Source organism: Methylomonas sp. MS20, from assembly GCF_050275925.1.
GTDB lineage: Bacteria > Pseudomonadota > Gammaproteobacteria > Methylococcales > Methylomonadaceae > Methylomonas > Methylomonas koyamae_A.
In genome coordinates, this window is record NZ_CP189962.1 from 5,067,492 (window position 1) to 5,088,144 (window position 20,653).

20 protein-coding genes are annotated in these 20,653 nt (G+C 58.6%); 11 read left to right on the plus strand and 9 right to left on the minus strand.

The annotated features are described in order from the left end of the window. Positions 1–67 precede the first annotated feature (67 nt). On the minus strand, positions 68–2,455 hold the full coding sequence (locus tag ACQE3D_RS22570; protein WP_313730377.1) for a TonB-dependent receptor plug domain-containing protein: 2,388 nt from the start codon (positions 2,453–2,455) through the stop codon (positions 68–70). A gap of 601 nt (positions 2,456–3,056) precedes the next feature. Here ACQE3D_RS22570 and ACQE3D_RS22575 point away from each other — a divergent pair. Both ACQE3D_RS22575 and ACQE3D_RS22580 read left to right on the plus strand, forming a co-directional pair. Then, on the plus strand, positions 3,057–3,824 hold the full coding sequence (locus tag ACQE3D_RS22575) for an exodeoxyribonuclease III (RefSeq protein ID WP_313730376.1): 768 nt from the start codon (positions 3,057–3,059) through the stop codon (positions 3,822–3,824). 53 nt (positions 3,825–3,877) lie between these two features. After that, on the plus strand, positions 3,878–4,426 hold the full coding sequence (locus ACQE3D_RS22580) for a uracil-DNA glycosylase family protein (RefSeq protein ID WP_409521131.1): 549 nt from the start codon (positions 3,878–3,880) through the stop codon (positions 4,424–4,426). Here ACQE3D_RS22580 and leuA read toward each other — a convergent pair. After that, entirely contained in the window at positions 4,407–6,068 is a 1,662-nt protein-coding gene (gene leuA / locus ACQE3D_RS22585; protein WP_313730374.1) for a 2-isopropylmalate synthase, read from the minus strand. The genes ACQE3D_RS22580 and leuA overlap by 20 nt on opposite strands. 159 nt (positions 6,069–6,227) lie before the next feature. Here leuA and ACQE3D_RS22590 point away from each other — a divergent pair, with 159 nt between their 5' ends. Then, positions 6,228–6,701, plus strand: coding sequence for an Lrp/AsnC family transcriptional regulator (locus ACQE3D_RS22590; RefSeq protein ID WP_313730373.1), 474 nt, complete (start codon positions 6,228–6,230; stop codon positions 6,699–6,701). A 17-nt stretch (positions 6,702–6,718) separates the two neighbouring features. Here the strand turns inward: ACQE3D_RS22590 and ACQE3D_RS22595 are convergent, their stop codons facing one another. Genes ACQE3D_RS22595 through rluD form a run of 3 tightly spaced genes read right to left on the minus strand, consistent with a single transcriptional unit; the run spans position 6,719 to position 9,247 of the window. Then, complete coding sequence (locus ACQE3D_RS22595) at positions 6,719–7,591, minus strand: ZIP family metal transporter (protein ID WP_064030968.1); 873 nt, start codon at positions 7,589–7,591, stop codon at positions 6,719–6,721. Beyond that, positions 7,588–8,316: a peptidoglycan editing factor PgeF gene (gene pgeF, locus ACQE3D_RS22600; protein WP_313730372.1), complete on the minus strand. Its 729-nt coding sequence runs from the start codon at positions 8,314–8,316 to the stop codon at positions 7,588–7,590. The genes ACQE3D_RS22595 and pgeF overlap by 4 nt, the downstream gene beginning before the upstream one ends. Further along, positions 8,297–9,247 (minus strand): 23S rRNA pseudouridine(1911/1915/1917) synthase RluD, encoded by a 951-nt coding sequence (gene rluD, locus ACQE3D_RS22605; protein WP_064030970.1) that lies wholly within the window; start codon positions 9,245–9,247, stop codon positions 8,297–8,299. Before rluD ends, pgeF begins: the two co-directional genes overlap by 20 nt. 82 nt (positions 9,248–9,329) lie before the next feature. On the opposite strand from rluD, the gene ACQE3D_RS22610 reads away from it, so the two are divergent. The 3 genes from ACQE3D_RS22610 to ACQE3D_RS22620 all read left to right on the plus strand — a co-directional run bounded on the left by ACQE3D_RS22610 (position 9,330) and on the right by ACQE3D_RS22620 (position 12,161). After that, positions 9,330–10,172 carry an outer membrane protein assembly factor BamD gene (locus ACQE3D_RS22610; protein ID WP_313730371.1) on the plus strand — a complete coding sequence of 281 codons (843 nt, stop codon included), beginning with the start codon at positions 9,330–9,332 and terminating at the stop codon, positions 10,170–10,172. Positions 10,173–10,176: 4 nt separating this feature from the next. Next, positions 10,177–11,397 carry a hypothetical protein gene (locus ACQE3D_RS22615; RefSeq protein WP_313730370.1) on the plus strand — a complete coding sequence of 407 codons (1,221 nt, stop codon included), beginning with the start codon at positions 10,177–10,179 and terminating at the stop codon, positions 11,395–11,397. 209 nt (positions 11,398–11,606) lie between these two features. Beyond that, entirely contained in the window at positions 11,607–12,161 is a 555-nt protein-coding gene (locus tag ACQE3D_RS22620; protein ID WP_071159014.1) for a DUF2058 domain-containing protein, read from the plus strand. A gap of 4 nt (positions 12,162–12,165) precedes the next feature. On the opposite strand, the gene ACQE3D_RS22625 is transcribed toward ACQE3D_RS22620, so the two are convergent. Continuing rightward, complete coding sequence (locus tag ACQE3D_RS22625; protein ID WP_313730369.1) at positions 12,166–13,131, minus strand: helix-turn-helix transcriptional regulator; 966 nt, start codon at positions 13,129–13,131, stop codon at positions 12,166–12,168. A 263-nt stretch (positions 13,132–13,394) separates the two neighbouring features. Here ACQE3D_RS22625 and ACQE3D_RS22630 point away from each other — a divergent pair, with 263 nt between their 5' ends. Together ACQE3D_RS22630 and ACQE3D_RS22635 are read left to right on the plus strand one after the other, a co-directional pair. Next, positions 13,395–15,374 carry a TonB-dependent receptor gene (locus tag ACQE3D_RS22630; protein WP_313730368.1) on the plus strand — a complete coding sequence of 660 codons (1,980 nt, stop codon included), beginning with the start codon at positions 13,395–13,397 and terminating at the stop codon, positions 15,372–15,374. Between the two features lie 113 nt (positions 15,375–15,487). Beyond that, complete coding sequence (locus ACQE3D_RS22635) at positions 15,488–16,708, plus strand: amidohydrolase family protein (protein WP_313730367.1); 1,221 nt, start codon at positions 15,488–15,490, stop codon at positions 16,706–16,708. 2 nt (positions 16,709–16,710) lie between these two features. Here ACQE3D_RS22635 and trmB read toward each other — a convergent pair whose 3' ends face one another. The 3 genes from trmB to ACQE3D_RS22650 all read right to left on the minus strand — a co-directional run bounded on the left by trmB (position 16,711) and on the right by ACQE3D_RS22650 (position 19,048). After that, positions 16,711–17,400 (minus strand): tRNA (guanosine(46)-N7)-methyltransferase TrmB, encoded by a 690-nt coding sequence (gene trmB, locus ACQE3D_RS22640; protein ID WP_313730366.1) that lies wholly within the window; start codon positions 17,398–17,400, stop codon positions 16,711–16,713. 144 nt (positions 17,401–17,544) lie between these two features. Next, positions 17,545–17,868 (minus strand): hypothetical protein, encoded by a 324-nt coding sequence (locus tag ACQE3D_RS22645; RefSeq protein ID WP_168028322.1) that lies wholly within the window; start codon positions 17,866–17,868, stop codon positions 17,545–17,547. A gap of 82 nt (positions 17,869–17,950) precedes the next feature. Next, entirely contained in the window at positions 17,951–19,048 is a 1,098-nt protein-coding gene (locus ACQE3D_RS22650) for an AI-2E family transporter (protein ID WP_313730365.1), read from the minus strand. Between the two features lie 135 nt (positions 19,049–19,183). On the opposite strand from ACQE3D_RS22650, the gene moaB reads away from it, so the two are divergent. The 3 genes from moaB to ACQE3D_RS22665 are packed head-to-tail and all read left to right on the plus strand — an operon-like array spanning position 19,184 to position 20,653. After that, positions 19,184–19,738 carry a molybdenum cofactor biosynthesis protein B gene (moaB, locus tag ACQE3D_RS22655; RefSeq protein WP_427501036.1) on the plus strand — a complete coding sequence of 185 codons (555 nt, stop codon included), beginning with the start codon at positions 19,184–19,186 and terminating at the stop codon, positions 19,736–19,738. Continuing rightward, positions 19,735–20,115 (plus strand): DUF423 domain-containing protein, encoded by a 381-nt coding sequence (locus ACQE3D_RS22660; protein ID WP_313730363.1) that lies wholly within the window; start codon positions 19,735–19,737, stop codon positions 20,113–20,115. The genes moaB and ACQE3D_RS22660 overlap by 4 nt, the downstream gene beginning before the upstream one ends. Beyond that, entirely contained in the window at positions 20,108–20,653 is a 546-nt protein-coding gene (locus ACQE3D_RS22665; protein WP_313730362.1) for a phosphate-starvation-inducible PsiE family protein, read from the plus strand. Before ACQE3D_RS22660 ends, ACQE3D_RS22665 begins: the two co-directional genes overlap by 8 nt.

A 20,653-nucleotide genomic window follows, 5' to 3' on the forward strand; every position in this document is an offset into this window, starting at 1 on the left:
TGAACGACATTGCTCCCGGAGGGGCTATTCGAACTGTTACGGCAACTAAAAAAGAGTGTCGCCGGCCTTAGTATCGGATCGTGACGCCGACGTAAGCCGAGCGGCCCAGGCCGGCCACGTTGCGGCCCCACGGCACGGTGACGTTGGATGCGGCGGTCGGGTTCATGCCGTAACGGTCTCCCAAATAGCTGCCGGCCAGCGGTTGGTAGTATTGCTTATCCAGCACGTTATCCAGACCGATGTCGAAGCGGACCTTGCCCCATTCGTAACCGGTGCGGGCGTTCAACAGGATGTAGGACGGCGTGGTGGTTTCGTTGCGGATGGCCTGCACATCGTCCTTGCCGTCGACAAACTGCATTTCGATCGCGCTTTGCCAGCTTTGCAAACGGTGATCCAGGCTCAACTTCATGTTGAACGGCATGATGTGATAGAGATTGCCGCCGTCCATGCGTTCGCCGCGCACATAACTCATCGTGGTGTGAGTAGCGAATTCGCCCACGTTATTGTCTTTATACAAGCGGGTCCGGCCTGAGACATCCACGCCCCACAAGCGAGCATCGTGGTTGGCGAACTTCAGGTAGACGAAGCTATTGGTCGCGGTTTGCGGGGCCGTACCGCAACCGGCCGCGGTACCCGGCGTGCCGGAGCAGCGGTCGGCGTCTATAAAGTTATTGACGTAGCTGATGTACGGCGTGGCGCTGATTTCCCACAAGTTATTGGCCGGTTCGTGAAAGGCGGCGGTCAGGCTGACGGTATGGGCGGTTTCCTCGGTCAGATTCAGATTGCCGGTGTAGCCGTTGCCGTCGCCGAACCAGCCTATCATTGCCATGTCCATTTTGCGCGGCCCCCAAGTGTAAAGCTCGTACATGTTCGGCATCCGGTTTTTGCGGGCGTAACCGAATTCGAACTGGCTCATATCGTTGTGGGTGTATTGCAATAGGGCCGTGATGTCGTAGGTGTCGAAATTGCGCTCCTTGTCGCGGGCATTGAAGGCATTCGCGGCGTTCAGCGCGGTGATCGCGCCGGCCCGGTCTATCGAGAACGTCGGCCCGGTATTCAACAGGTCGGGATTATAAGGGTGGACGTTTTCGGCATTCATGTTGGTGTGGTCGTAACGCAGGCCCAGCAAGCTCTTCCAATGATCGTCCCAACGCGCTTCCCATTCGCCGAAAAAACCGACTCGGTCGCGCACGCCGTTGTGAATGTTCAACATCGCTTCCGGCGCCATCATCCAGTAAGCGCTACGGGCATCGTTGTTGTTGGCCGCGATGGCGGTATCGCCATGCACCGCCGGCCAATAATCGTTGATTTTATTGCCGTGAAATTCGTTGCCGACCCGGAAGGTGTCGCGTTTGTTGAACGGAATCTCGGCCATGATTTTATAGCCCAGATTGCGACCGCGGGTTTCCATCGGCATCCGGTCGTTGGGTGGTGCGAAGGCGCCGCCGGAGACGCTGCCGTCCAGGAAGTGATTGTGCTTGTCCTCGCCAATGTCCATGCTGTGCTGGGTGCTTTCGTAGTAAAACCGGCTTTCCAACGTGCCCCAGTCGAATTCGCCCTTATGGCTGATATTGCCGAAGATGCTGTCGTTATTGGTCAAGTCCATCCGTTGATTGGGAAAGCCCTGAAACGGAATATGCTGCTGGCCGCCGCGTATCACCAGCAAATGCTTGTCGAATTTGAACGACAGCGCCGCCGAGTGGTTTTGGTTTTCGTAGGCGGTGGAACTGACGATGTTGCCGTTACCGTCGTTGTAATTCATGCTCTCGGTGTGCGAACCGGTGTATTCCAGCCGAGCGTATTGGTTGGCCACCGCGGCGGCGATGCTGCCGCCGAACGCGTCGCCGTTGCTGCGGTAAAACGCCGAGGCACTCCCTTCCAGCAGTATGTCCTTGCCCGGTTCGGCAAACACCGGGTCCGGGGTTTTCACCGAGATGGTCCCGCCCAAACTGTCGCCGCCCAGGCTGACCGGCGCAATCCCGGTCAGGATTGTGATTTTGCCGATATTGCTGCGGTCGATGTAGGACAGCGGCGGATTCATGTGGTTGGCGCAGGCGGCGGTCAAGGTCATGCCGTTGATGTCTATCTTGACCCGGTCGTCGTTCAAGCCGTGAATCGCCGGCAGGCTGGACACGCCTCCGGCACCGTACAGACTGACGCCGGGCGTGTCTTCCAACAGTTTGGCGGTATCGCTGATCGCGGCGCGCTTGCTGGTGACGATGTCGGCTTCCATTTCCGAGGCATTCAGGGCTTTGACGCTGGGAAATTTGTCGGTGACGATAACTTGTTCGAGCACGGTCTCGCCGGGCATTTCCGGCTCGGCGACGGTTTCCGCCACCGTCGCGACTAGCGGTAACCAGCCGAGTGCGATACCCCATGCGGACGGGAATAATCTCCGTGGGGTTTTACGTTGCGAATCACAATGAACGGGAGATGGATAAGCTGGAATGTTCATGATCTAGTCCTTGTCTCGGGGCCTGGAAACAGCGGCTGTCTCGTGTCAAATCGCGACGGAATCCACGTCTAATGATCAGTTTTGGATGACGCGTCCGCGTGGTTCCCAAACGATTGGCATAAAGCGGTCCCCACTTGCCGCCGGGCGGGGTGAAGACAATCGGACAGCTAAAGCTGCCTTAAACTAACGTTAGCCGATTACTGGCGAATTTCCACACGTTTTTAACGTAATTTCATTCAAAAACCTCCTCCTGCGACAATAAGACACACTAACGCTATATATAGGCCGACAGCTTGCCTAGTGTCGCGTCGCCGACGACTAGCCGCTGATAGCAATAATGCAACGGCAGGAACGTATCGCTATATTTGTATATTAATGCTTTCTAATATTAAACCAATATGCCGCATGTCGCCACCTTGAAGAAACAAAAAGTCTGGCTACCTCGTGATTGTCGGACGAAGCGCGTTGCACAACCCGAATCGACGAGACCGATGGACCGCCGACAAGCCGAAGCTAGGCTAGGCCATGCCACTTCCGCCTGGCTTCCGCCCGCTACAGCCCTTAAAATAGGTCGATCTTCAACCGCCCTGGCTATTTACCGATGAAAATCGTCTCCTGGAACGTCAACGGCATCCGTGCCGTGCAAGGCAAAGGTTTTGCCGAAACCCTGGCTCGAATCGACGCCGATTGCATATTGCTCCAAGAAACCAAGGCCCAGGAAGACCAGGTCGCCCAAGCCTTGGCCGGCATAGCCGGTTACCACGTTCACGCCAACTCGGCCGAACGCAAGGGCTATTCCGGCGTCGCGCTGCTATGCCGACGGGAGCCATTGCAGATTCTGCGCGACATCGGCCAAGCCGAACACGACCTGGAAGGCCGGGTCATCGCCGCAGAGTACGAAGGCTTTTATTTGGTCAACGTCTACGTACCCAATTCCGGCGACGGGCTGTCCCGGCTGGAATACCGGCAGACCTGGGATCGTGCCTTCGGCGATTATCTGGCCGACTTGCAAAGCCGCAAGCCGGTCATCGTCGGCGGCGACTTCAACGTCGCCCACCAAGCCATCGACATTGCCCGGCCCAAGGCCAATTACAACAAGTCGGCCGGCTACACCCAGGCCGAGATCGACGGCTTCGGCGGCATTCTGGCGCGCGGTCTGGTCGACAGCTTCCGCCATTTCCATCCTGACGAAGTAGCTTACAGTTGGTGGAGTTACCGCGCCAACGCCCGCGAAAAGAACATTGGTTGGCGGATCGATTACCTGCTGGCTAGCGAGCCGTTGCTGCCCGGCATCCAAAGTGCTTTCATCCTGCCGGAGGTTACCGGCTCCGACCACTGTCCGGTCGGCATCGACCTTCAACTGGCTTGAGCGCGCTGCACGCGCATAGGGCAGCCTTATTGGCGTGCCGGCGCTGTCCGGACATGGTCGGCCCGGTAGTTTGTTGTCAGCCGGTGATGTCGAAGGTGATGCTGATCGGCCAAGCGCCGGGCGGTAAGGAAGGCCAGTTCGGCAAACCGTTCGCCTGGACCGCCGGCAAGACGCTGTTCGGCTGGTTCGGCCGCTTGGGCCTAAACGAAGAGCAGGTTCGGCAACGGGTGTACATGGCGGCGGTGTGTCGCTGTTTCCCCGGCAAGCAGGCCGGCGGCGGCGACCGGGTGCCGAGCCCCGCCGAAATCGAAAACTGCGCGGCGTGGCTGCGTGCCGAAATCGAACTGTTGCAACCGCAATTGATTATTCCGGTCGGCAAACTGGCGATCCGGCAATGGCTGAAGGCGGACAAGCTCAGTGCGATCATCGGCGAACAATATCGGATCGAAGCCTACGGCCACGCCGCCGACCTGATCCCGCTACCGCATCCCTCCGGCGCCTCGACCTGGCACCGCACCGAGCCGGGCATCGGCCTGTTGACGAAAGCGCTGGCCGCGATCGAGCGCCATCCGGCCTGGCAAGCTATCCGACCAAACGATTGATACCGCTGACCAGCGCCTTGAGCGAGGCCGTGACCAAGTTGTCGTCGATGCCGACGCCGTAGCCAGTGCGCGAGTCCGGCCCGGCCAGTTCGACGAAGGCGCAAGCGCGGGCGTCGCCGCCGTGCCGGCTGACGCCTAGCGAACGTTCCTCGTAACTACGCACAGTGAGCGTGTAGCCCAACACCGCCACCGCCGCAACCGCCGCATCCAGAGGGCCGTTACCCTCGCCGGTCAAATGGCGATCTTCCCCGTGCCATCGTACACCCAGTTCGACCCGCTGGCCGTCGGCGGTATCGGTCAAACGATGCCCGACATATTGCAACGGTTCGCTCGCCTCTAAATACGCCTCGCGCAACAAGCGCCAAACTAACTCGTGGCCGATTTCGCCGCCGGCAACGTCGGCGTGTTGCTGTACGATTTGAGCGAATTCAACCAGCAAGCGGCGCGGCAAAACGACGCCGTAATGGCGTTCCAGTAAATGGGCGACGCCGCCCTTGCCGGACTGACTATTGACCCGGATCACCGCGTCGTAGCCACGGCCGACGTCGGCCGGATCGAACGGCAGATACGGCACGTTCCAGTAAGCATCCGCCGTTCGCGCGGCAAAGCCCTTGTTGATCGCGTCCTGATGCGAACCGGAAAACGCCGTGAACACCAAGTCGCCGGCGTAAGGCTGGCGCGGCGGCACCGTCAAACCGGTACAAGCTTCGAAACTACGCGCGACGGCGTCGATGTCGGAAAAATCCAGGCCCGGCGCGATGCCCTGAGTGTACAAATTCAAGGCCAAGGTCACCAAGTCGACGTTGCCGGTACGCTCGCCGTTGCCGAACAAGCAGCCTTCGACCCGTTCGGCGCCGGCCATCAAGGCCAGTTCGGCGGCGGCCACCGCGGTACCTCGGTCGTTGTGCGGATGCACGCTCAGCACCACGCTGTCGCGACGGGCGATGCGGCGGTGCATCCATTCGATCTGGTCGGCGTAGACGTTCGGCGTTGCGTTTTCCACTGAAGACGGCAGGTTCAAAATGATCTTGTTATCCGGCGTCGCGCCCCAGGCTTCGACGACGGCGTCGGCCACCGCCAGCGCGTAATCCAGCTCGGTGGCGGTGAACGTTTCCAGGCTGTATTGCAAGCGCCAGTCGGTACCGGGTTGTGCGGTGGTCAACTCCTTGACCAAGAGCACTGCGTCTACCGCCATCGTCAGCACTTGGGCTTTGCTCATGCCCAATACCAGCTCGCGGAACGGTTGTGAGGTGGCGTTAACGATATGCACGATGGCGCTACGAGCGCCGTGCAAGCTTTCGATGGTGCGGCGCAACAGCGGCGCGCGGGCGTGACTGAGCACTTCTATCGTCACGTCGTCCGGGATTCGGTTTTCGGTAATCAGTTGGCGGACGAAGTCGAAATCGGTCTGCGACGCCGACGGGAACGCCACTTCGATTTGCTTGAAACCGATACCGCACAAAGTCTCGAACAATCGCAGCTTACGTTCGGCGTTCATTGGCTCGAACAGGGCTTGGTTGCCGTCGCGCAAGTCAGTGCTCATCCAGATCGGCGGCCGGGTAATGACGCGGTCGGGCCATTGCCGGTCCGGCAAGACTACCGGCGGGAAGGGTCGGTACTTTAAAGAAGGGTTGCTTAGCATCGCTGGTCTCCTGTGTTTCGGTTGGCGATACGATAGGCCAAGCCGACGCGCAGGCGATTGCGTTGTTAGTCTTGACTAAACGATAAATTGGAGGAATATTGCCAATTTAGTTTCATATGTTTAAATTAATTGCGCACTTTTAATGCTGAGCGGAATTTCATGGAATTGGATCGTTACGACCGACAAATATTGACCATCCTGCAAAGCGATGGCCGGATCAGCAATCAGGAATTGGCCGACCGCATCGGCCTATCGCCGTCGCCGTGTCTGCGCCGGGTGCGGGTGCTGGAAGAAGCGGGGCTAATCCTAGGCTACCGGGCGATTTTGGACGCGAAGGCCTTGGGCTTGAGTCTGACCGTCTTGGTCCAGATTTCGATGGACCGACATACCCCGGAGCGATTCGCCACCTTCGAGGCGGCGGTCGCCGAGATCCCGGAAGTCATGGAATGCCTGCTGATTACCGGCCAGGCCGCCGATTACCAGCTCAAGGTCGCGGTCAAGGACTTGGACGCCTACCAGGAGTTGCTGCTGAAACGCATCACCGGCATTCCAGGCGTCAGCGGCGTGCATTCCAGCTTCGTGCTGCGCCGGGTAACGGACCGCACCGCATATACGTTGGCCGCGGCGGAATAAAGCCGCTGAATCAGGCTCTAATCCGCGCGTTCCGAACTCGTTGCAAGCGGATGGGCGACTATTTTCGCTTCGTAGCGGTGAGCGATGTTTTGCATCGTCAAAATCAACACTACGCCGGCCAGGATGAAGCCGATTTGCTGCAGCGATGCCTTGCTGTCGGTCTTGCGATGCAGCGACGGAATCAGATCGGCCACAGCAATGTAGATAAAACTGGAGGCCGCTAGGGTTAGGAAATACGGCAGGATGTGATGCAGATCGCCCAGGCTGAAATAGGCCAGTATCCCGCCGATCACAGTGGTCAGGCTGGCGAGCATATTGTAGAACAAGGCTTTGCGGCGGGTGTAGCCGCTGTGCAGCAGGATGGCGAAGTCGCCGACTTCCTGCGGAATTTCATGAGCGGCCACGGCCAGGCTGGTGACGATGCCCAGTTGGGGATCGGTCAGAAACGCCGCGCCGATCAGTACGCCATCGACGAAATTGTGGATGCCGTCGCCCAGGATGATGAACATCCCGGCCACCCGGCGCCCGTGGTCTTCGCCGGCCGGATGACCGTGTTCGTGGTGGTCGTGCGAATCTTCGCCGTGCGCTTCGCAGGCATGGGAATGACAGTGGCGCCACACCAACAGCTTTTCCAACGTAAAAAAGCCGAGGATGCCGGCCAGAATGGTGGCGGACAATCCGGCAATGTCTTGCCGCGCCACGTCCTCGAAGGCGTGCGGAATCAATCCGCAAAACGCGCCGGTCAGTAAAGCGCCGATCGCGAAACTGATGCCGTGCGGCAGCACTTGCTGACGCGCGCGTTCCGGCAACAGCAAGAACACGCTGGCGGCCAACACGCTGAGCACGCCGCCGATGGCGGTAAAAATCACGATCAACAGCAGCGTGTTCAAACTTCTCTCCAAATCAGACTGGCCATCCGGCCGGTCGCGGCGCCGTCGCGGCGGTAGGAATAAAATCTGCCTGCATCGGCGTAGGTACAATAATCGCCGCCGTAGACTCGGCCGACACCCAGCGCCGCCAGTTGCCGGCGAGCCAGTTGGTAAATATCCGCCAACCATTTGCCGGTGCCACATTCGGTAAAGGCCACGGCGCTGCCGTTGTCTTCGGCTAAAAAAGCGTCGCGGACATCGTCGCCGACCTCGAAATGCGCCGGCCCGATCGCCGGCCCCAGCCAAACCGTGACGTCCGAGCAGTCCATCGCCGCCAGCGTTTGTTTGACGACACCTGCCCGCAGACCGCGCCAGCCGGCATGGGCGGCGGCAATGACCCGTCCGCCGTCGCCGCAAAATAACACCGGCAGGCAGTCGGCGGTCAACACCGCGCAGACGGTGGCGCCACGGTTGGTGAAGCTGGCGTCGGCTTCCGGCACGCCATCGACTTGATCGGCCTTGACCACGGTCACGCCGTGAACCTGTTGCAACCAGACCGGCTCGGCCGGCAAGGCCAACATATCGCGGATGATCGCGCGATTAGCGGCGACCGCGCCCGGATCGTCGCCGACATGGCTGGCCGGATTTAGGCTGGCATAGCCGCCGACACTGACCCCGCCGCTCCGCAGCGTAACGGCGGCGCGTACGCCGACGGGCAGCGGCCAATCAGGCTTGATCCAGCTCATTCTCGGCCAATAGCTTCAGCAGATTTTGCATATCGTCCGGCATCGCCACGGACCATTCGCAATACTCGCCGGTTTCCGGATGTTCCAGACCCAGCTTGGCGGCGTGCAAGGCTTGGCGCTTGAAGCGGCGCAGCGCTTCGGCCAAGTCCGGATTGCATTCGGCCGGCATTTGGAAGCGGCCGCCGTAAATTTGGTCGCCGACCAACGGGTAATTAATGTGCGCCATGTGTACCCGAATCTGATGGGTGCGGCCGGTTTCCAGTTTGACCCGAATCAACGTGTGGCGCTTGAATCGCTGCTCGAGACGGTAATGCGTGATCGCTTCCTTGCCGTCGCGCCGCACCGCGTTGCGCTTGCGCTCGACCGGATGACGCCCGATCGGTTCGTCGACGGTGCCGCCGGCGGTCATCCAACCCTTTACCAACGCCAGATATTCGCGCTCTATGCTGCGTTCCTGCAATTGCTCGACCAGACTGTTATGGGCTTGCAAGGTTTTGGCGATCATCAGCAAGCCGCTGGTGTCCTTGTCGATGCGATGCACGATACCGGCGCGCGGCAGCACGGCCAGATTCGGTTCGTGGTGCAGCAAGGCATTGACCAGCGTGCCGCTCCAGTTGCCGACCGCCGGATGCACGACCAGTCCCGCCGGCTTGTTGACGATCAGCAACGAGTCGTCTTCGTGAACGATGTCCAACGGAATGTCTTCGGCGTTGTCTTCGATGACGATCTCGGCTTCGGCATCCAGCTCGACTTCCTCGCCGCCGTCCAGCTTTTCCCGCCCCTTCAGCACCTCGCCGTCCACCAGCACCCGGCCGGCCTTGATCCAAGTTTGCAATTTGCTGCGCGAGTAATCCGGAAAAATCTCCGCCAGACACTGGTCCAAGCGCATACCCGCCAGTTCTTCGGGAACTCTAGCCGTCAATATCGTCATAGTCGTTTTTAAGTTATACTCGCGGCATTAGGCCGCCAAAAGCTGCAAAAAACCTGCAATATTACAACGTGTTGATAAACGCATGCGACTTCTTTTAGTAAAAACCGTTTTTGTCGCCGCCCTGGTCGGTTCGCTGCCGGGCTGCGAGACGCTGGAAGCCTTCTCGAGTAACAAGGATAAATCGCAGGAAGAAGAATACGCCGGCTGGGACGATAAAACCTTCCACGAAAAAGCCAAGGAAGCGCTGGACAACAAGAATTACCAAAAAGCCGTGACCTTGTACGAGGCACTGGAAGCCCGTTATCCGTTCGGCGATTACGCCGCTCAGGCCCAGCTCAACGTCGCTTACGCCTATTACAAGAACGACGATCCGGAAGCGGCGATCGCGGCGGCGGACCGCTTCATCAAGATACACCCGCGCAATCCGCATGTCGATTACGCCTATTATCTGAAAGGCCTGATCAACTATAACCGGGGGATTGGCTTCATCGACCGCTTTTTGCCGACCGATTCGTCGCAGCGCGATCCCGGCAACGCCAAGGATGCCTACGATAATTTTCAGGAATTGATCCGCCGCTTTCCCAACAGTCAATATGTCGATGACGCCAAACTGCGGATGGTGGCCTTGCGCAACAACATGGCGATGTACGAAATTCACGTCGCCGACTTTTACATGCGCCGCAAGGCTTACGTCGCCGCGGTCAATCGCGCCAACCACGTCGTCAAGGAATTCCAACGCACGCCGGCGGTACCGTTCGCGCTGCAGATCATGCAGGACGGCTACCGGAAACTCGGCATGGACGATCTGGCCGCCGACGCCGAACGCGTGTACCAAATGAACTATCCCAACGGCACGCCGGTCGCCAATTACAAGGAGTTGAGCACGATGGAACAAGTCTGGGACTCGTTGGGCTTGGACAAGTAAGCGATTGGCCCGCTTACCGAAAACTACCCTCTCCGTTCTGCTCTGGCTCGGTTGCTGTCACACGGCCGGATTGGCCGCTCAGCCGCTGTTTCAAAACCGTTTCTTCACGCTGTCGCAGGGTAACGAGTTGCTATGCGCGACCAGCGAGCAACAATTCCTACCGATCGACCGGCTGGCCGAGGTTATTCAGTTTTACGAAGCCGGACATCCCGATTTGCGCGGCCAAGCCGTGGCGGTGTTGACCGACCACAAAAACCCGGAACGTCTGGACGATTTAAGCGACTACCGCGCGGCCTGCGCCGGCCAGCCCGGCGGCGACTTGTGCGTGTTGGAGAAGTACTGGGGCGACCATGAAGCGGCTTGGCGGGCGCTGGCACTGTTTTACGACACCAAGACCGTCGTCAAGCACGCCGAAGATCCCAATTATTTGATCAAGCCGTTTAATGCCGATCATCTGCGGATTTTCGAAAAAGCCGTCCGCAAGATTCCGGCGTTTTTGCGGCACACGATCACCAAGGCCAAACCGGTCGAAAAACTCGAACAGGAAATCGCCGATCAGCCGGCGGCGATGCAAGCCTTGATCCGCGACGCCTACCAAGAAGATTACGACACCAGCATCTGGCAAGCCGACCACACCCATCCCTTGACCTTGGTGCCGGGCATTGGCTTTCGTTCGCAAACGGTGGCGCAAGTGTTCAGCGGCCAGAATCTGATCGTATTCACGGTCAAGGCCTTCGACAACGGCAAGGAAGGCTCGGTCTACCGCGACATCGGCGTCGAATATCTGGTGGATTTTCGATTGCCTATCGTGGTCCACGAAATCGCCCATACCATCGATAATTTTCATTTCTGGAACGGCGAGGACGATCTGTATTTTTTTTATAAATACCGCAAGATTTCCAACGACGCACAAACCCTAAAAATCATCGCCGACGCCAAATTGGCGCTGTGGCCGTCGAAATGGTTCGAAGCCTTCGAATTTCTGGCCGAGGTCAACGACGGCCGTTACGACGGCAACGTCCAGGAAAAACTGGCGGAACTGGTCGCCCAATACGTGCTAATTCCGGAACGCTTGCAACAAAGCGCGCCGGACGCCTACCTATGGTTGCGCGACGACGTGTTTCGCGGCATCGAATATCAAGGCTACGATCGCTGCCCGACTCCGTTGACCAAGCCGATTTCCTGGTGGCAGCGTTATGCCAGCGGCAAGCTGCTGGGACGGTGACAGTCTGGTATGCTTGCCCCTCGACCAAGCCGGCGACTTAGGATGTACGCCTATCTCCGGGAGGCTGTTATCGGCTGTATATCGGAAAAAAGACAAACGCGACAACTATCGAAACGCTCCGACTTAGCCGGACGACTTCCGCGGCGAGTCGAGCGACGGCCAGCGATACCTGATGCCGCCGGATTTAATTAACGAAGACGCCTGACACGATGAAAAAACCGCAACTCAATCCGCTGCAAGCCCAACTGCTGAAATCCGGCCTGGCCAACGACGCCAAGGCTCGCGAGGTGAAGGCCGAGAAACGCAAGCAAGACAAACTGAAACGCAACAACGGCGTGGAAATCGTCGACGAGATCAAGCTGAGCGCCGAACAGCAACGGCAACAGCAAATCGAGCGCGATCGGGAACTGAACCGCCAACGTAAAATGGCCGAAGAACAAAAAGCGCTGGCCGCCCAGATCAGACAAATCGTCGAAATGAACCGTATCGCTCAACAAGCGGACGGCGTGGCGTACAACTTTACCGACGACGGCAAGGTGAAGTCGGTGTATGTCTCCGACAAAGTGCGGACGGCTCTGGTGAACGGCCGGGCCGGCATTGTCCGCGTGGACAATCGCTACGAGATCGTGCCGGCCGAGGTCGCGCGGAAAATACAGTCCAGAGACGCCGGCCCTATCGTGGTTTTGAACCAAGCCACTCAGGACCTGCCGGCGGAGGACGATCCTTACGCCGCGTATCAAATCCCCGACGACTTGCTGTGGTGAAACCTTAATCGCGTCTGGCGATGCGTTTGGGCGGATAACCGAAATAGCGAGTGAAAGCGGTGCTGAAATTACTGGCGTGGTGATAGCCGACCAACTCCGCAATCAAGCCGATGGGCTGACGGCCCGCCTCCAGCAAACGGTGCGCTTCGCGCATCCGAATCTCCAGTAACATGCCGTAGGGTGTCGTTTCGAAATAGCGATGGAACAATTGCTTGAGCTTGCAGGGATTGGTGGCTAGCCGACGCGCCAGCTCCTCGACGGTCGGCGGATCGACAAATTCGGCGTACAAAATATCACGCGCCTGATGGGCGATTTCCCGATCGCGCTGGCCGCCTCCCCCAACGTCTGGGGCTTCGCCAAACAAATGATCCAATTCGGCCGCGAGTATCGCCAAAGCCTGACCGTGCCGAAACATGGATTTGGCGGGCGAAGACACCGGGCAACGCAATAAGGCCTGCGCCGCGGTCAGGCCGGCGCTCGAAATCGGCCTGAAGCTGACTTGCCGGGTACGAGCGGCCGGCTCGAACAAGGTCGGCAGCTTGTCCGCGCCGAAGGCCTGAGCCAACCAAGTCATGTTAACCGCGAAACGCAATTGGGTGACCACTTGATCCGCCGCGTATTCCCTGACGCCTTCGGAGGCGTTAAAAATCGTCACCGACGTATAACCTTCGCGAAAGACAATACTTTCGCCCTGCGTGGGGGTATAGCGCGACTGCCCTTCCAGCGCCAAAGTCACCACCATGCGAGGCTCCGCCGCGTCGGTACGCGCCCAAACCGCAAGATCGCGGCTGGGCCGGTAGCGGGTTTCGATGTAATTCAACGCGGGCGCCAAGGAATAAACGCTGGAGACGCCTAGCCCGAGATTGTCCGGCAATCGGCTGAGCGCGCAATTGTCCTCCGCCGAAAAATCGGCCGGCAAATCCTGGCTATCGATACGCCAGCAAGCGGAAGAGTGGGCGTTGCGGTTCATAAGGCAATTGCACAGTGGGCTAATTCCGAGCAAAAGCAATTTATACGCCATTGCGTCCACGACCCGAGCTCGCAGAGAAATTCACCCAATGCAGCGAGGAACATATTAATATCTATGTTATATAACTCAATTTCTTATTTAAATCGCGCCATATCCCGGCTTAATTAAAGAGTTCGTTTTTAATATAAAAAAAGCCGTTTTGCATAAAATAGATTTTAATTTGCCGAATATATTGGGAGCTTGTTTTTTGTTTGGAACACGCCATGCCTACTCCCGCCATTCTTCGCAAAACCCTGTTTTTAGCACTTAGCCAATCGCTAATCAGCACGGCGACAATCGCCGATCAGAAGCCAGAGGAATTAACCGGCACCGAGGTCATCGCCGACCCCATCATCGAAGAGAATCATGTCGACGAGTTTTCCAACGTGTCGGCGGTCACTACCGAAGACCAGATTCGCGACCAGAACGCCGTCGATCTGGCTTCTGCGCTAAAGCGCACGCCGGGCGTGCAGATTTCGCGCTACAACCCGGTCGGCGCGTTCGGCGGCGATCAGGGCGGCGCGGTGGCAATCCGCGGCCAAGGCGCCGGCCGTCCCGGTAGCGAGATCAAGACCTACATCGACGACATCCCGATGTATATGGCGACCTGGAACCACCCCTTGCTGGATTTGCTGCCGGTCAACGGCATGCATTCGATCACGGTCTATAAAGGCCCGCAGCCACATATCAACGGCAACAACTTCGGCTCGATCAATCTGCGGACCAAGACTGCGGTCGAAGACGGATTGCACGGTAGCGGCCGTTTGTCGGGCGGTTTTTTCGGCACCATCATCGAACAGGCCGACGTACAGGGCAAATACGGCGACTTCGACTTTTCGGTGGCGCAAGGCTACGCCAAGTCGGACGGCAACCGCCAAAACGGCTACGGCGAATTGCGCAATGTACTGGGCAAGGCCGGCTATCAATTCAACGCCAACTGGCGCTCGGACGTGACCTTTTTGTACGCCGACAACCGCGCCGGCGATCCCGGTCAATACGGGGTGACAGCGCCGATCGGCGAATACGACACCGTGGCCGGCATGGTGGCCGCCAGCCTCAGCCATCAGCACGGCAGTTGGCAGGGCAAATTCACGCTGTACCATAACGGCGGCGACGGCAATTGGCTGAACCAGGGGGTTTACTGGGCCGGCTGGACCGGCGCGGCATTCGCGTCCGCGCCGCGCGCCCGCTCCAATTTGTTGTCGCAATACAGCATGGACGGCTTCCGCTGGAAGGAGCAATTTTCGCCTTGGCAGGGCGCTACCTTGCTGGCCGGCATCGACAACGAATGGCTGAACGGCAAGATCAATAACTTGATTCCGGGTTCGGACGAGCAAATTTATCAGTTCACGACGCCAACCTTCCGACTGACCACGCCTTACGTCGCGCTTAGCCACGATCTGGTGCTGAACAAGGAATGGACCTTGGTACCTTCGGTCGGCGTGCGCTTTTACGACCACAGCCACTATGCCTCCAAGGTTTCGCCGCATGCCGGCTTGTCGTTGATCTCCGAGAACTTGACCTTGTTCGGCAACGTATCCAACGGCGTCAATTATCCGGGCATCGACGCCGCCGCCAATTCCGGCGCGCTGGCTAACGTGCCGTTCTTCAGCTTCTCGCCGCAAGGCTGGCAAGGCTTGGCGCCGGAAAGCGTCGATCACGCCGAAGTCGGCTTGAAGGCATCGCCTTTCAAGTCCACCCAAATCGATTTGAGCTTTTTTATCGACAACATCAAAAACCGCTATGTGTTCGACGTCAGCCAAGGCGCTTATCTGAACTATGGCGCCTATTGGATGCGCGGCTTGGAAGCCTCGATCAAACAGGAATTGATCGCCGACTGGAGCTTGTTCGCCGGCTTAACCTTGCTGAACCCGAGCATCGAAAACTTACCCTACACGCCAGAGCAAGCGGTCACCGCCGGCATCAACGGCCCGATCGGACCGTTGCGCTTCTCCTTCGATTTACAATACCAATCGCGGACCTGGGCGCTGAATCGTAGCCGTAACATCAGCGACGTGAACACCCAGCGCGTCGAAGCGTTCACGGTCGCCAATACTCGGCTGGCGCTGCCCATCTCCGAGCTGGGCAAAAAGGGCGAAGTGTTCGTCAGCGTCGAAAACTTGTTCGACAAACGCTACGTCTATCGTCCCGGCTATGAAATGCCGGGCATCTGGGGCCAAGTCGGCATCGCCGCCAGCTTTTGATCGCTAAGTCGGCAAGGGCGGCCGCTCGCCGCCCTTCAGCGCGTTCCCGCCCGTCGAGCCGGATATCCGTCGATGCCTGGATTCAACCGTAATAACCACCACAACCTGATTCGATGACCGCAACCACCGGATTTTTCATACGCCCTGCTTCGCTAGCGACAGCGTTGACCCTCGCATTGACGGCGCCGAACGCCGGCGCCGATCAAGCCTTGTTGATTCGCGCCGCGCGGATTTTCGACGGCTATACCGTGCATACCCATGCGGCGGTTCGGATTGAACAAGGCCGGATCGCCAAACTGGATAGCGCGGAAGCCGTACCCGCCGACGGAGCCAAGATCCTGGACCTGGGCGAAGCCACGCTGTTGCCGGGACTGATCGAATTGCACGCCCATCTCACTTATCGGCACGTGCCGGCCGACACGGTACTGAGCCACGGCATCACCACGGTGCGCGATGTCGGTGGCCCTTTGCATCCACCATACGGTGGCGACGGTCATCTAAGACTCATGACGTCGGGGCCGATTATCACCGCGCCGGCCGGCTACCCTATCCCCAGCCTCGGCGAGGCCGACATTGCCATTCCGGTCAGCGACGAACAACAGGCCAGGGCGACGGTCCGTGAGCTGATCGCCGGCGGCGCCGTCGTGATCAAGGTGGCTCTGGAGCCCGGCGGCGAAACCGGCGCCCCCTGGTCGAACCATCATGCGCACGGACACGCTCACCAGCACGACAAGACTCACTCGGCTGCGGCGAAATCCTGGCCGATGTTGACCCCGAACATTGTCAAAGCCATCGTTACCGAAGCACACGCGCTGAATCGAAAAGTCACGGCCCATCTGGCCGAGCCGCGCGGCGCGCAAATTGCGTTGGAGGCCGGCGTCGATGAATGGGCGCACACGCCTTGCGAAGAACTGCCCGAGGCCCAACTAAGGCGCGCCGTCGCTCAGGGCGTCAAGATGGTTTCGACGATAGATACCTTGGCGCAGTGCGCCGGTGTCGCAAAAAATGCCAGCCGCTTCGCGGCGCTGGGCGGCGAATTTTTGTACGGGGCGGAAATCGCCCATCCCGACATTCCTTGGGGCATAGACGCCCAGGAATTGCTGTACTTACGGCACCTTGCCGGCATGGATGCCCTGGAAGTCCTGCGCACCGCCACCTCCAAGGCGGGTCTACATGTAAACCAAGCCTTGCTCGGCAGTTTAATGCCGGGGGCACCGGCCGATTTGATCGCGGTGCGCGGCGATCCCACCGAGAATCTGAAATTGCTGGAATATCCGGATTTGGTGATTTCCGGCGGCAAGCTCGTGGTCGACCGGTTTAGCGACGCCCGCTAAACTCAAATTTTGGTGAAAATTAAGTCCCAAACCCCGTGGCCTAACCTTAGGCCGCGGTTCTCGAACTTGGTGAGCGGACGATAGTCCGGACGCGGGCAATAGTCCCCGGTCGGGCTGGCGTTTTTCAGTCCGGCATCGGCCGATAGGGTCGCCAACATGTCTTTTGCATATTCCCGCCAATCGGTCGCGGCATGAAAGTAAGCGCCGATCGCCAATTTCCGGTTCAGCAACGCTAAAAAACTCGGCCGAACGATGCGCCGCTTGTGGTGGCGGCGTTTATGCCAGGGATCAGGAAAAAACAGATGTACGCCGGCCACGCAATGGTCCGGAATCTTCCGCTCCAAAACCTCGATCGCATCGTGGTGATAAATCCTCACATTCGCGATGCCGCGCTGCTCCAGCAACATCATCAAATGACCGACGCCGGGCCGGTGCACTTCGATACCGAGATAATTCAAGTCGGGATTGGCTTCGGCCATCGCCGCCAAACTGTCGCCATTGCCAAAACCGATTTCGACAATCAGCGACGCGGCTCGGCCAAAAGCCAGCTCGGCGTTGAATTCGGCATCGGGTGATAGACAGTATTTTTCCCAATGGCTTTCCAAGGCCAACTTTTGGCCGGCGGTAGCCCGGCCTTGACGACGAATAAAACTTTTGATGCGGGCGGGGTCGATTTTTTGAGGAACGGTCATCAGTCAAAAACCAAAGTCAGTCGCGTCGATCACGGGCTAGGTGATGTGTGGAAAGTAAAATTAGCGGCGGTAATTATCCGATTTGGCAGTGGCTTTTACTATGGAAATCTGCCTCAATGCTCAAAGACATGCTCGACTCGCAGACTAGTCCAGACTTAACTTCTCTAGTCTGACTCGCGCCGCTTTACCGAACTCGCTGTCCGCTTCATCGACGGCAATTCGTTGCAGCACGGTGCGGCTCGGGTTTTCCAACAAGGCAATCGCTCTTAACCTGACCGAGGCGTGATGCGCCCGCAACGCGGCCAGCTCGGTCAGATAGGCGTTGCCGCGGCCCACCAGTTTTAGAATCACCCGTTCGGGATCTTCGGTCATCAGGTCGCGGACCAATTCGCCGTATTGTTCCTGCAAGCGAATCAGCTCGCGGCGGTCGAGTTTTTTCGGTTCGGTCGGATCGTCGCGACAGGCCATGGGCGTCGTCTTTTGGCAAACAGGTCGAATGGATATGCAAGCGCGATTGTAGAGGGCCGACGCCGATCTGAACAGTCGCGGCTTAAGCCTGGTCGTCTCCAGCCTCGCAAGGCGGCTTGTCGGATTCGGCAAGCGTTTCCTGTTCCGTGCGGATCAACCAATCCAGCAACAAAGCATAACTGGTGGCCAATAGCGTCGGCCCCAGAAAAACGCCGATAAAGCCGAATGCCAACAAACCGCCGAAGATGCCGAACACGATCAAAACAAACGGCAGTTCGACATCTCGACTGATCAGTAGCGGCCGCAACCAGTTATCGATGGTACCGACGAAGGCCAAAAACCAGACCGCGATAAAGACCGCCCAGCCGGTTTCGCCTTCCGCCAATAGCCATAACGAGATCGGCAGCCAAACCACGGTGCCGGCGGCCGGGATGATCATCAAAAAAAACGCGAACACGCCCAACACGAAGGCATAAGGCACGCCGGCAATCACAAAGCCGAGCATCGAAGCCAGCGCTTGTACCAGCGCGGTGCCGAGTATGCCGTAGACCACGGCCAGCAAACTGGTCCTGACGATGTGCAGAATCCGTTGGGTGCGCTCGCCGGCCAAACGCTCGACCGCGATCACCACGTGGCCGGCGACATGCTCGCCGTCGCGGTAGAAGAAAAACAACACCAGGATGCTCAGACCCAGATGCATCAACTCGCCGGCCAGACCGATGCTCTGTTGCAACAGCCAGCCGCCGGCCCCAAGGGCGTATTGGCGGGCAAAATTGACGAGGCGACTGGAGTCTTCCCCAAAAGCCAGCCAGCTATCGGCCGCGCTGTCGCCGATCAGCGGTAGGCCGCGCAGCCAGACCGGCGGCGCCGGCCATTCGTGAGGGCTTTGATTAAGCCATTGCAGCATCCGATTGATGTCGTCGGTAAATGTAAAACCCGCGGCGGCAAACGGCGTCAGCAGCAGCGCCCCTATCGGCAACACCATCGCCATCGCGGCGCGGTTGGCGCTCAAATTCCAAGCCCGCAAACGGCTGTACAGCGGCCAGGTCACGTAACAGAGGATAGCCGCCCACAACAGGTCGAAGAAAAACGGCCGCAACACTTGATAGCAGGCGAACAACAACAGACAGAACGCGGCCAGACTGGCCAGTTTTTCGTAGCGGGAAGTGGGCGGAAGCATGGCGGACTCGGATGCGGCGAGGGCATGGAAGGGCCGTCAATCGGCGGAATCGACAGCATAGCCGATTTTGAGGTCCGGGCATTCGCCAAATGTACACGGGAACGTCGCTTGCAGTGCCGGCGCGGGTTTCTTAGAATGCGGGACCATTGCCAATCCGGAGCAGGCGCCGTGACCGACAGCAGAGCATTCATTCCAATCAATATCGCGATATTGACCGTGTCCGACACCCGCACCGAAGCGGACGACGTGTCCGGCAAAACCTTGGTCGACGGCTTGCTGGCCGCAGGCCACAAACTTCACGAGAAACGCATCGTCCCCGACGACATTTATCAAATCCGCGCGGCGATCAGCCACTGGATCGCGGATGCCGACGTAAACGCCGTGATTACCACCGGCGGTACCGGCATCACCGGCCGCGACGGTACGCCGGAAGCGGTCAAGCCGCTGCTGGACAAGGTCTTGGACGGTTTCGGCGAAGTGTTCCGAATGATTTCCTATCAGGACATCAAAAGCTCGACGGTACAATCGCGGGCACTGGCCGGCGTTGCCAACGCCACTTACATTTTTTGCGTACCCGGCTCGTCCGGCGCCTGCCGTACCGCTTGGGAGACACTGATCAAAGACCAACTGGATTACCGCACCAAACCCTGCAATCTGGTGCAATTGATGCCAAGGCTGTTGGAGAAATGAGCCAACGCCGGTTTTTGTTTTACGCGGCGATTTGCGGTTTCCTCGGCGTCGGCCTGGGCGCGTTCGGCGCGCACGGGCTGAAAAACGTTTTGTCCGAACACGGCTTGGACATCTACAAGACGGCGGTAAGCTATCAAATGTGGCATACGCTGGCCTTGGCGCTGGTCGGCATCATGCCGGAACACCCAGGCTTACGCTGGGCGGGCTGGTGTTTGCTGATCGGCATCGTTTTGTTTTCCGGCAGTTTGTATCTGTTGGCGATTTTTAATCTAAGCTGGTTGGGCATGATTACGCCGTTCGGCGGCGTCGCGTTTTTACTGGCTTGGGCGGCCATCGCCAAAGCAGCACTACAATACTCTGGAGGTTCCGATGGATAAACCGCCCGTTCGCCCCAGCGCGCCCGCGCCGGCATCCCCGCCCCGCCCTAGCGGCGGCCGAAATTCCCGAGATAGCGACGGCGAAGTCAAATTGCCGCCGCCGGTAGAGGACGCGATGATCAAAATCTTGCACGCGGTGATCCATTTCGCGGTGCGCATCCTCGCGGTGTTGATGGTTTTGGTGATACTTTGGGGCGTCGCCGACGTCGCCTACGTAATGTTTCAAAAACTGGTCGAAGCGCCGTTCATGATGCTGACCGTCTCCGACATTCTGGTGATTTTCGGCTCGTTCATGGCGGTGCTGATCGCGATTGAAATCTTCGTCAACATCACCGTTTACATCAAACACGACGCATTGCCGATCAAAATGGTGATCGCTACCGCGTTGATGGCCGTGGCCAGGAAGGTCATCATGCTGGACTTCAAGGAACTCGAATGGCATTACATCGTCGCGATCGCGACGGTGATCCTGGCCCTGGGCTTGACCTATTGGCTGATTTCTCCTAAACCCCAACCGGTGAAAACCGACGACCGATAA

What these genes read in the sequence shown, in the direction of transcription:
- ACQE3D_RS22620 (WP_071159014.1), top strand. Translation starts at nt 11,607, where the DNA reads ATGAAAAAACCGCAACTCAATCCGCTGCAAGCCCAACTGCTGAAATCC.
- ACQE3D_RS22590 (WP_313730373.1), top strand. Translation starts at nt 6,228, where the DNA reads ATGGAATTGGATCGTTACGACCGACAAATATTGACCATCCTGCAAAGC.
- leuA (WP_313730374.1), bottom strand. Translation starts at nt 6,068, where the DNA reads ATGCTAAGCAACCCTTCTTTAAAGTACCGACCCTTCCCGCCGGTAGTC.
- ACQE3D_RS22630 (WP_313730368.1), top strand. Translation starts at nt 13,395, where the DNA reads ATGCCTACTCCCGCCATTCTTCGCAAAACCCTGTTTTTAGCACTTAGC.
- moaB (WP_427501036.1), top strand. Translation starts at nt 19,184, where the DNA reads ATGCGGGACCATTGCCAATCCGGAGCAGGCGCCGTGACCGACAGCAGA.
- ACQE3D_RS22665 (WP_313730362.1), top strand. Translation starts at nt 20,108, where the DNA reads ATGGATAAACCGCCCGTTCGCCCCAGCGCGCCCGCGCCGGCATCCCCG.
- ACQE3D_RS22645 (WP_168028322.1), bottom strand. Translation starts at nt 17,868, where the DNA reads ATGGCCTGTCGCGACGATCCGACCGAACCGAAAAAACTCGACCGCCGC.
- ACQE3D_RS22625 (WP_313730369.1), bottom strand. Translation starts at nt 13,131, where the DNA reads ATGAACCGCAACGCCCACTCTTCCGCTTGCTGGCGTATCGATAGCCAG.
- ACQE3D_RS22650 (WP_313730365.1), bottom strand. Translation starts at nt 19,048, where the DNA reads ATGCTTCCGCCCACTTCCCGCTACGAAAAACTGGCCAGTCTGGCCGCG.
- ACQE3D_RS22610 (WP_313730371.1), top strand. Translation starts at nt 9,330, where the DNA reads ATGCGACTTCTTTTAGTAAAAACCGTTTTTGTCGCCGCCCTGGTCGGT.
- pgeF (WP_313730372.1), bottom strand. Translation starts at nt 8,316, where the DNA reads ATGAGCTGGATCAAGCCTGATTGGCCGCTGCCCGTCGGCGTACGCGCC.
- ACQE3D_RS22575 (WP_313730376.1), top strand. Translation starts at nt 3,057, where the DNA reads ATGAAAATCGTCTCCTGGAACGTCAACGGCATCCGTGCCGTGCAAGGC.
- ACQE3D_RS22660 (WP_313730363.1), top strand. Translation starts at nt 19,735, where the DNA reads ATGAGCCAACGCCGGTTTTTGTTTTACGCGGCGATTTGCGGTTTCCTC.
- rluD (WP_064030970.1), bottom strand. Translation starts at nt 9,247, where the DNA reads ATGACGATATTGACGGCTAGAGTTCCCGAAGAACTGGCGGGTATGCGC.
- trmB (WP_313730366.1), bottom strand. Translation starts at nt 17,400, where the DNA reads ATGACCGTTCCTCAAAAAATCGACCCCGCCCGCATCAAAAGTTTTATT.
- ACQE3D_RS22570 (WP_313730377.1), bottom strand. Translation starts at nt 2,455, where the DNA reads ATGAACATTCCAGCTTATCCATCTCCCGTTCATTGTGATTCGCAACGT.
- ACQE3D_RS22580 (WP_409521131.1), top strand. Translation starts at nt 3,878, where the DNA reads ATGGTCGGCCCGGTAGTTTGTTGTCAGCCGGTGATGTCGAAGGTGATG.
- ACQE3D_RS22635 (WP_313730367.1), top strand. Translation starts at nt 15,488, where the DNA reads ATGACCGCAACCACCGGATTTTTCATACGCCCTGCTTCGCTAGCGACA.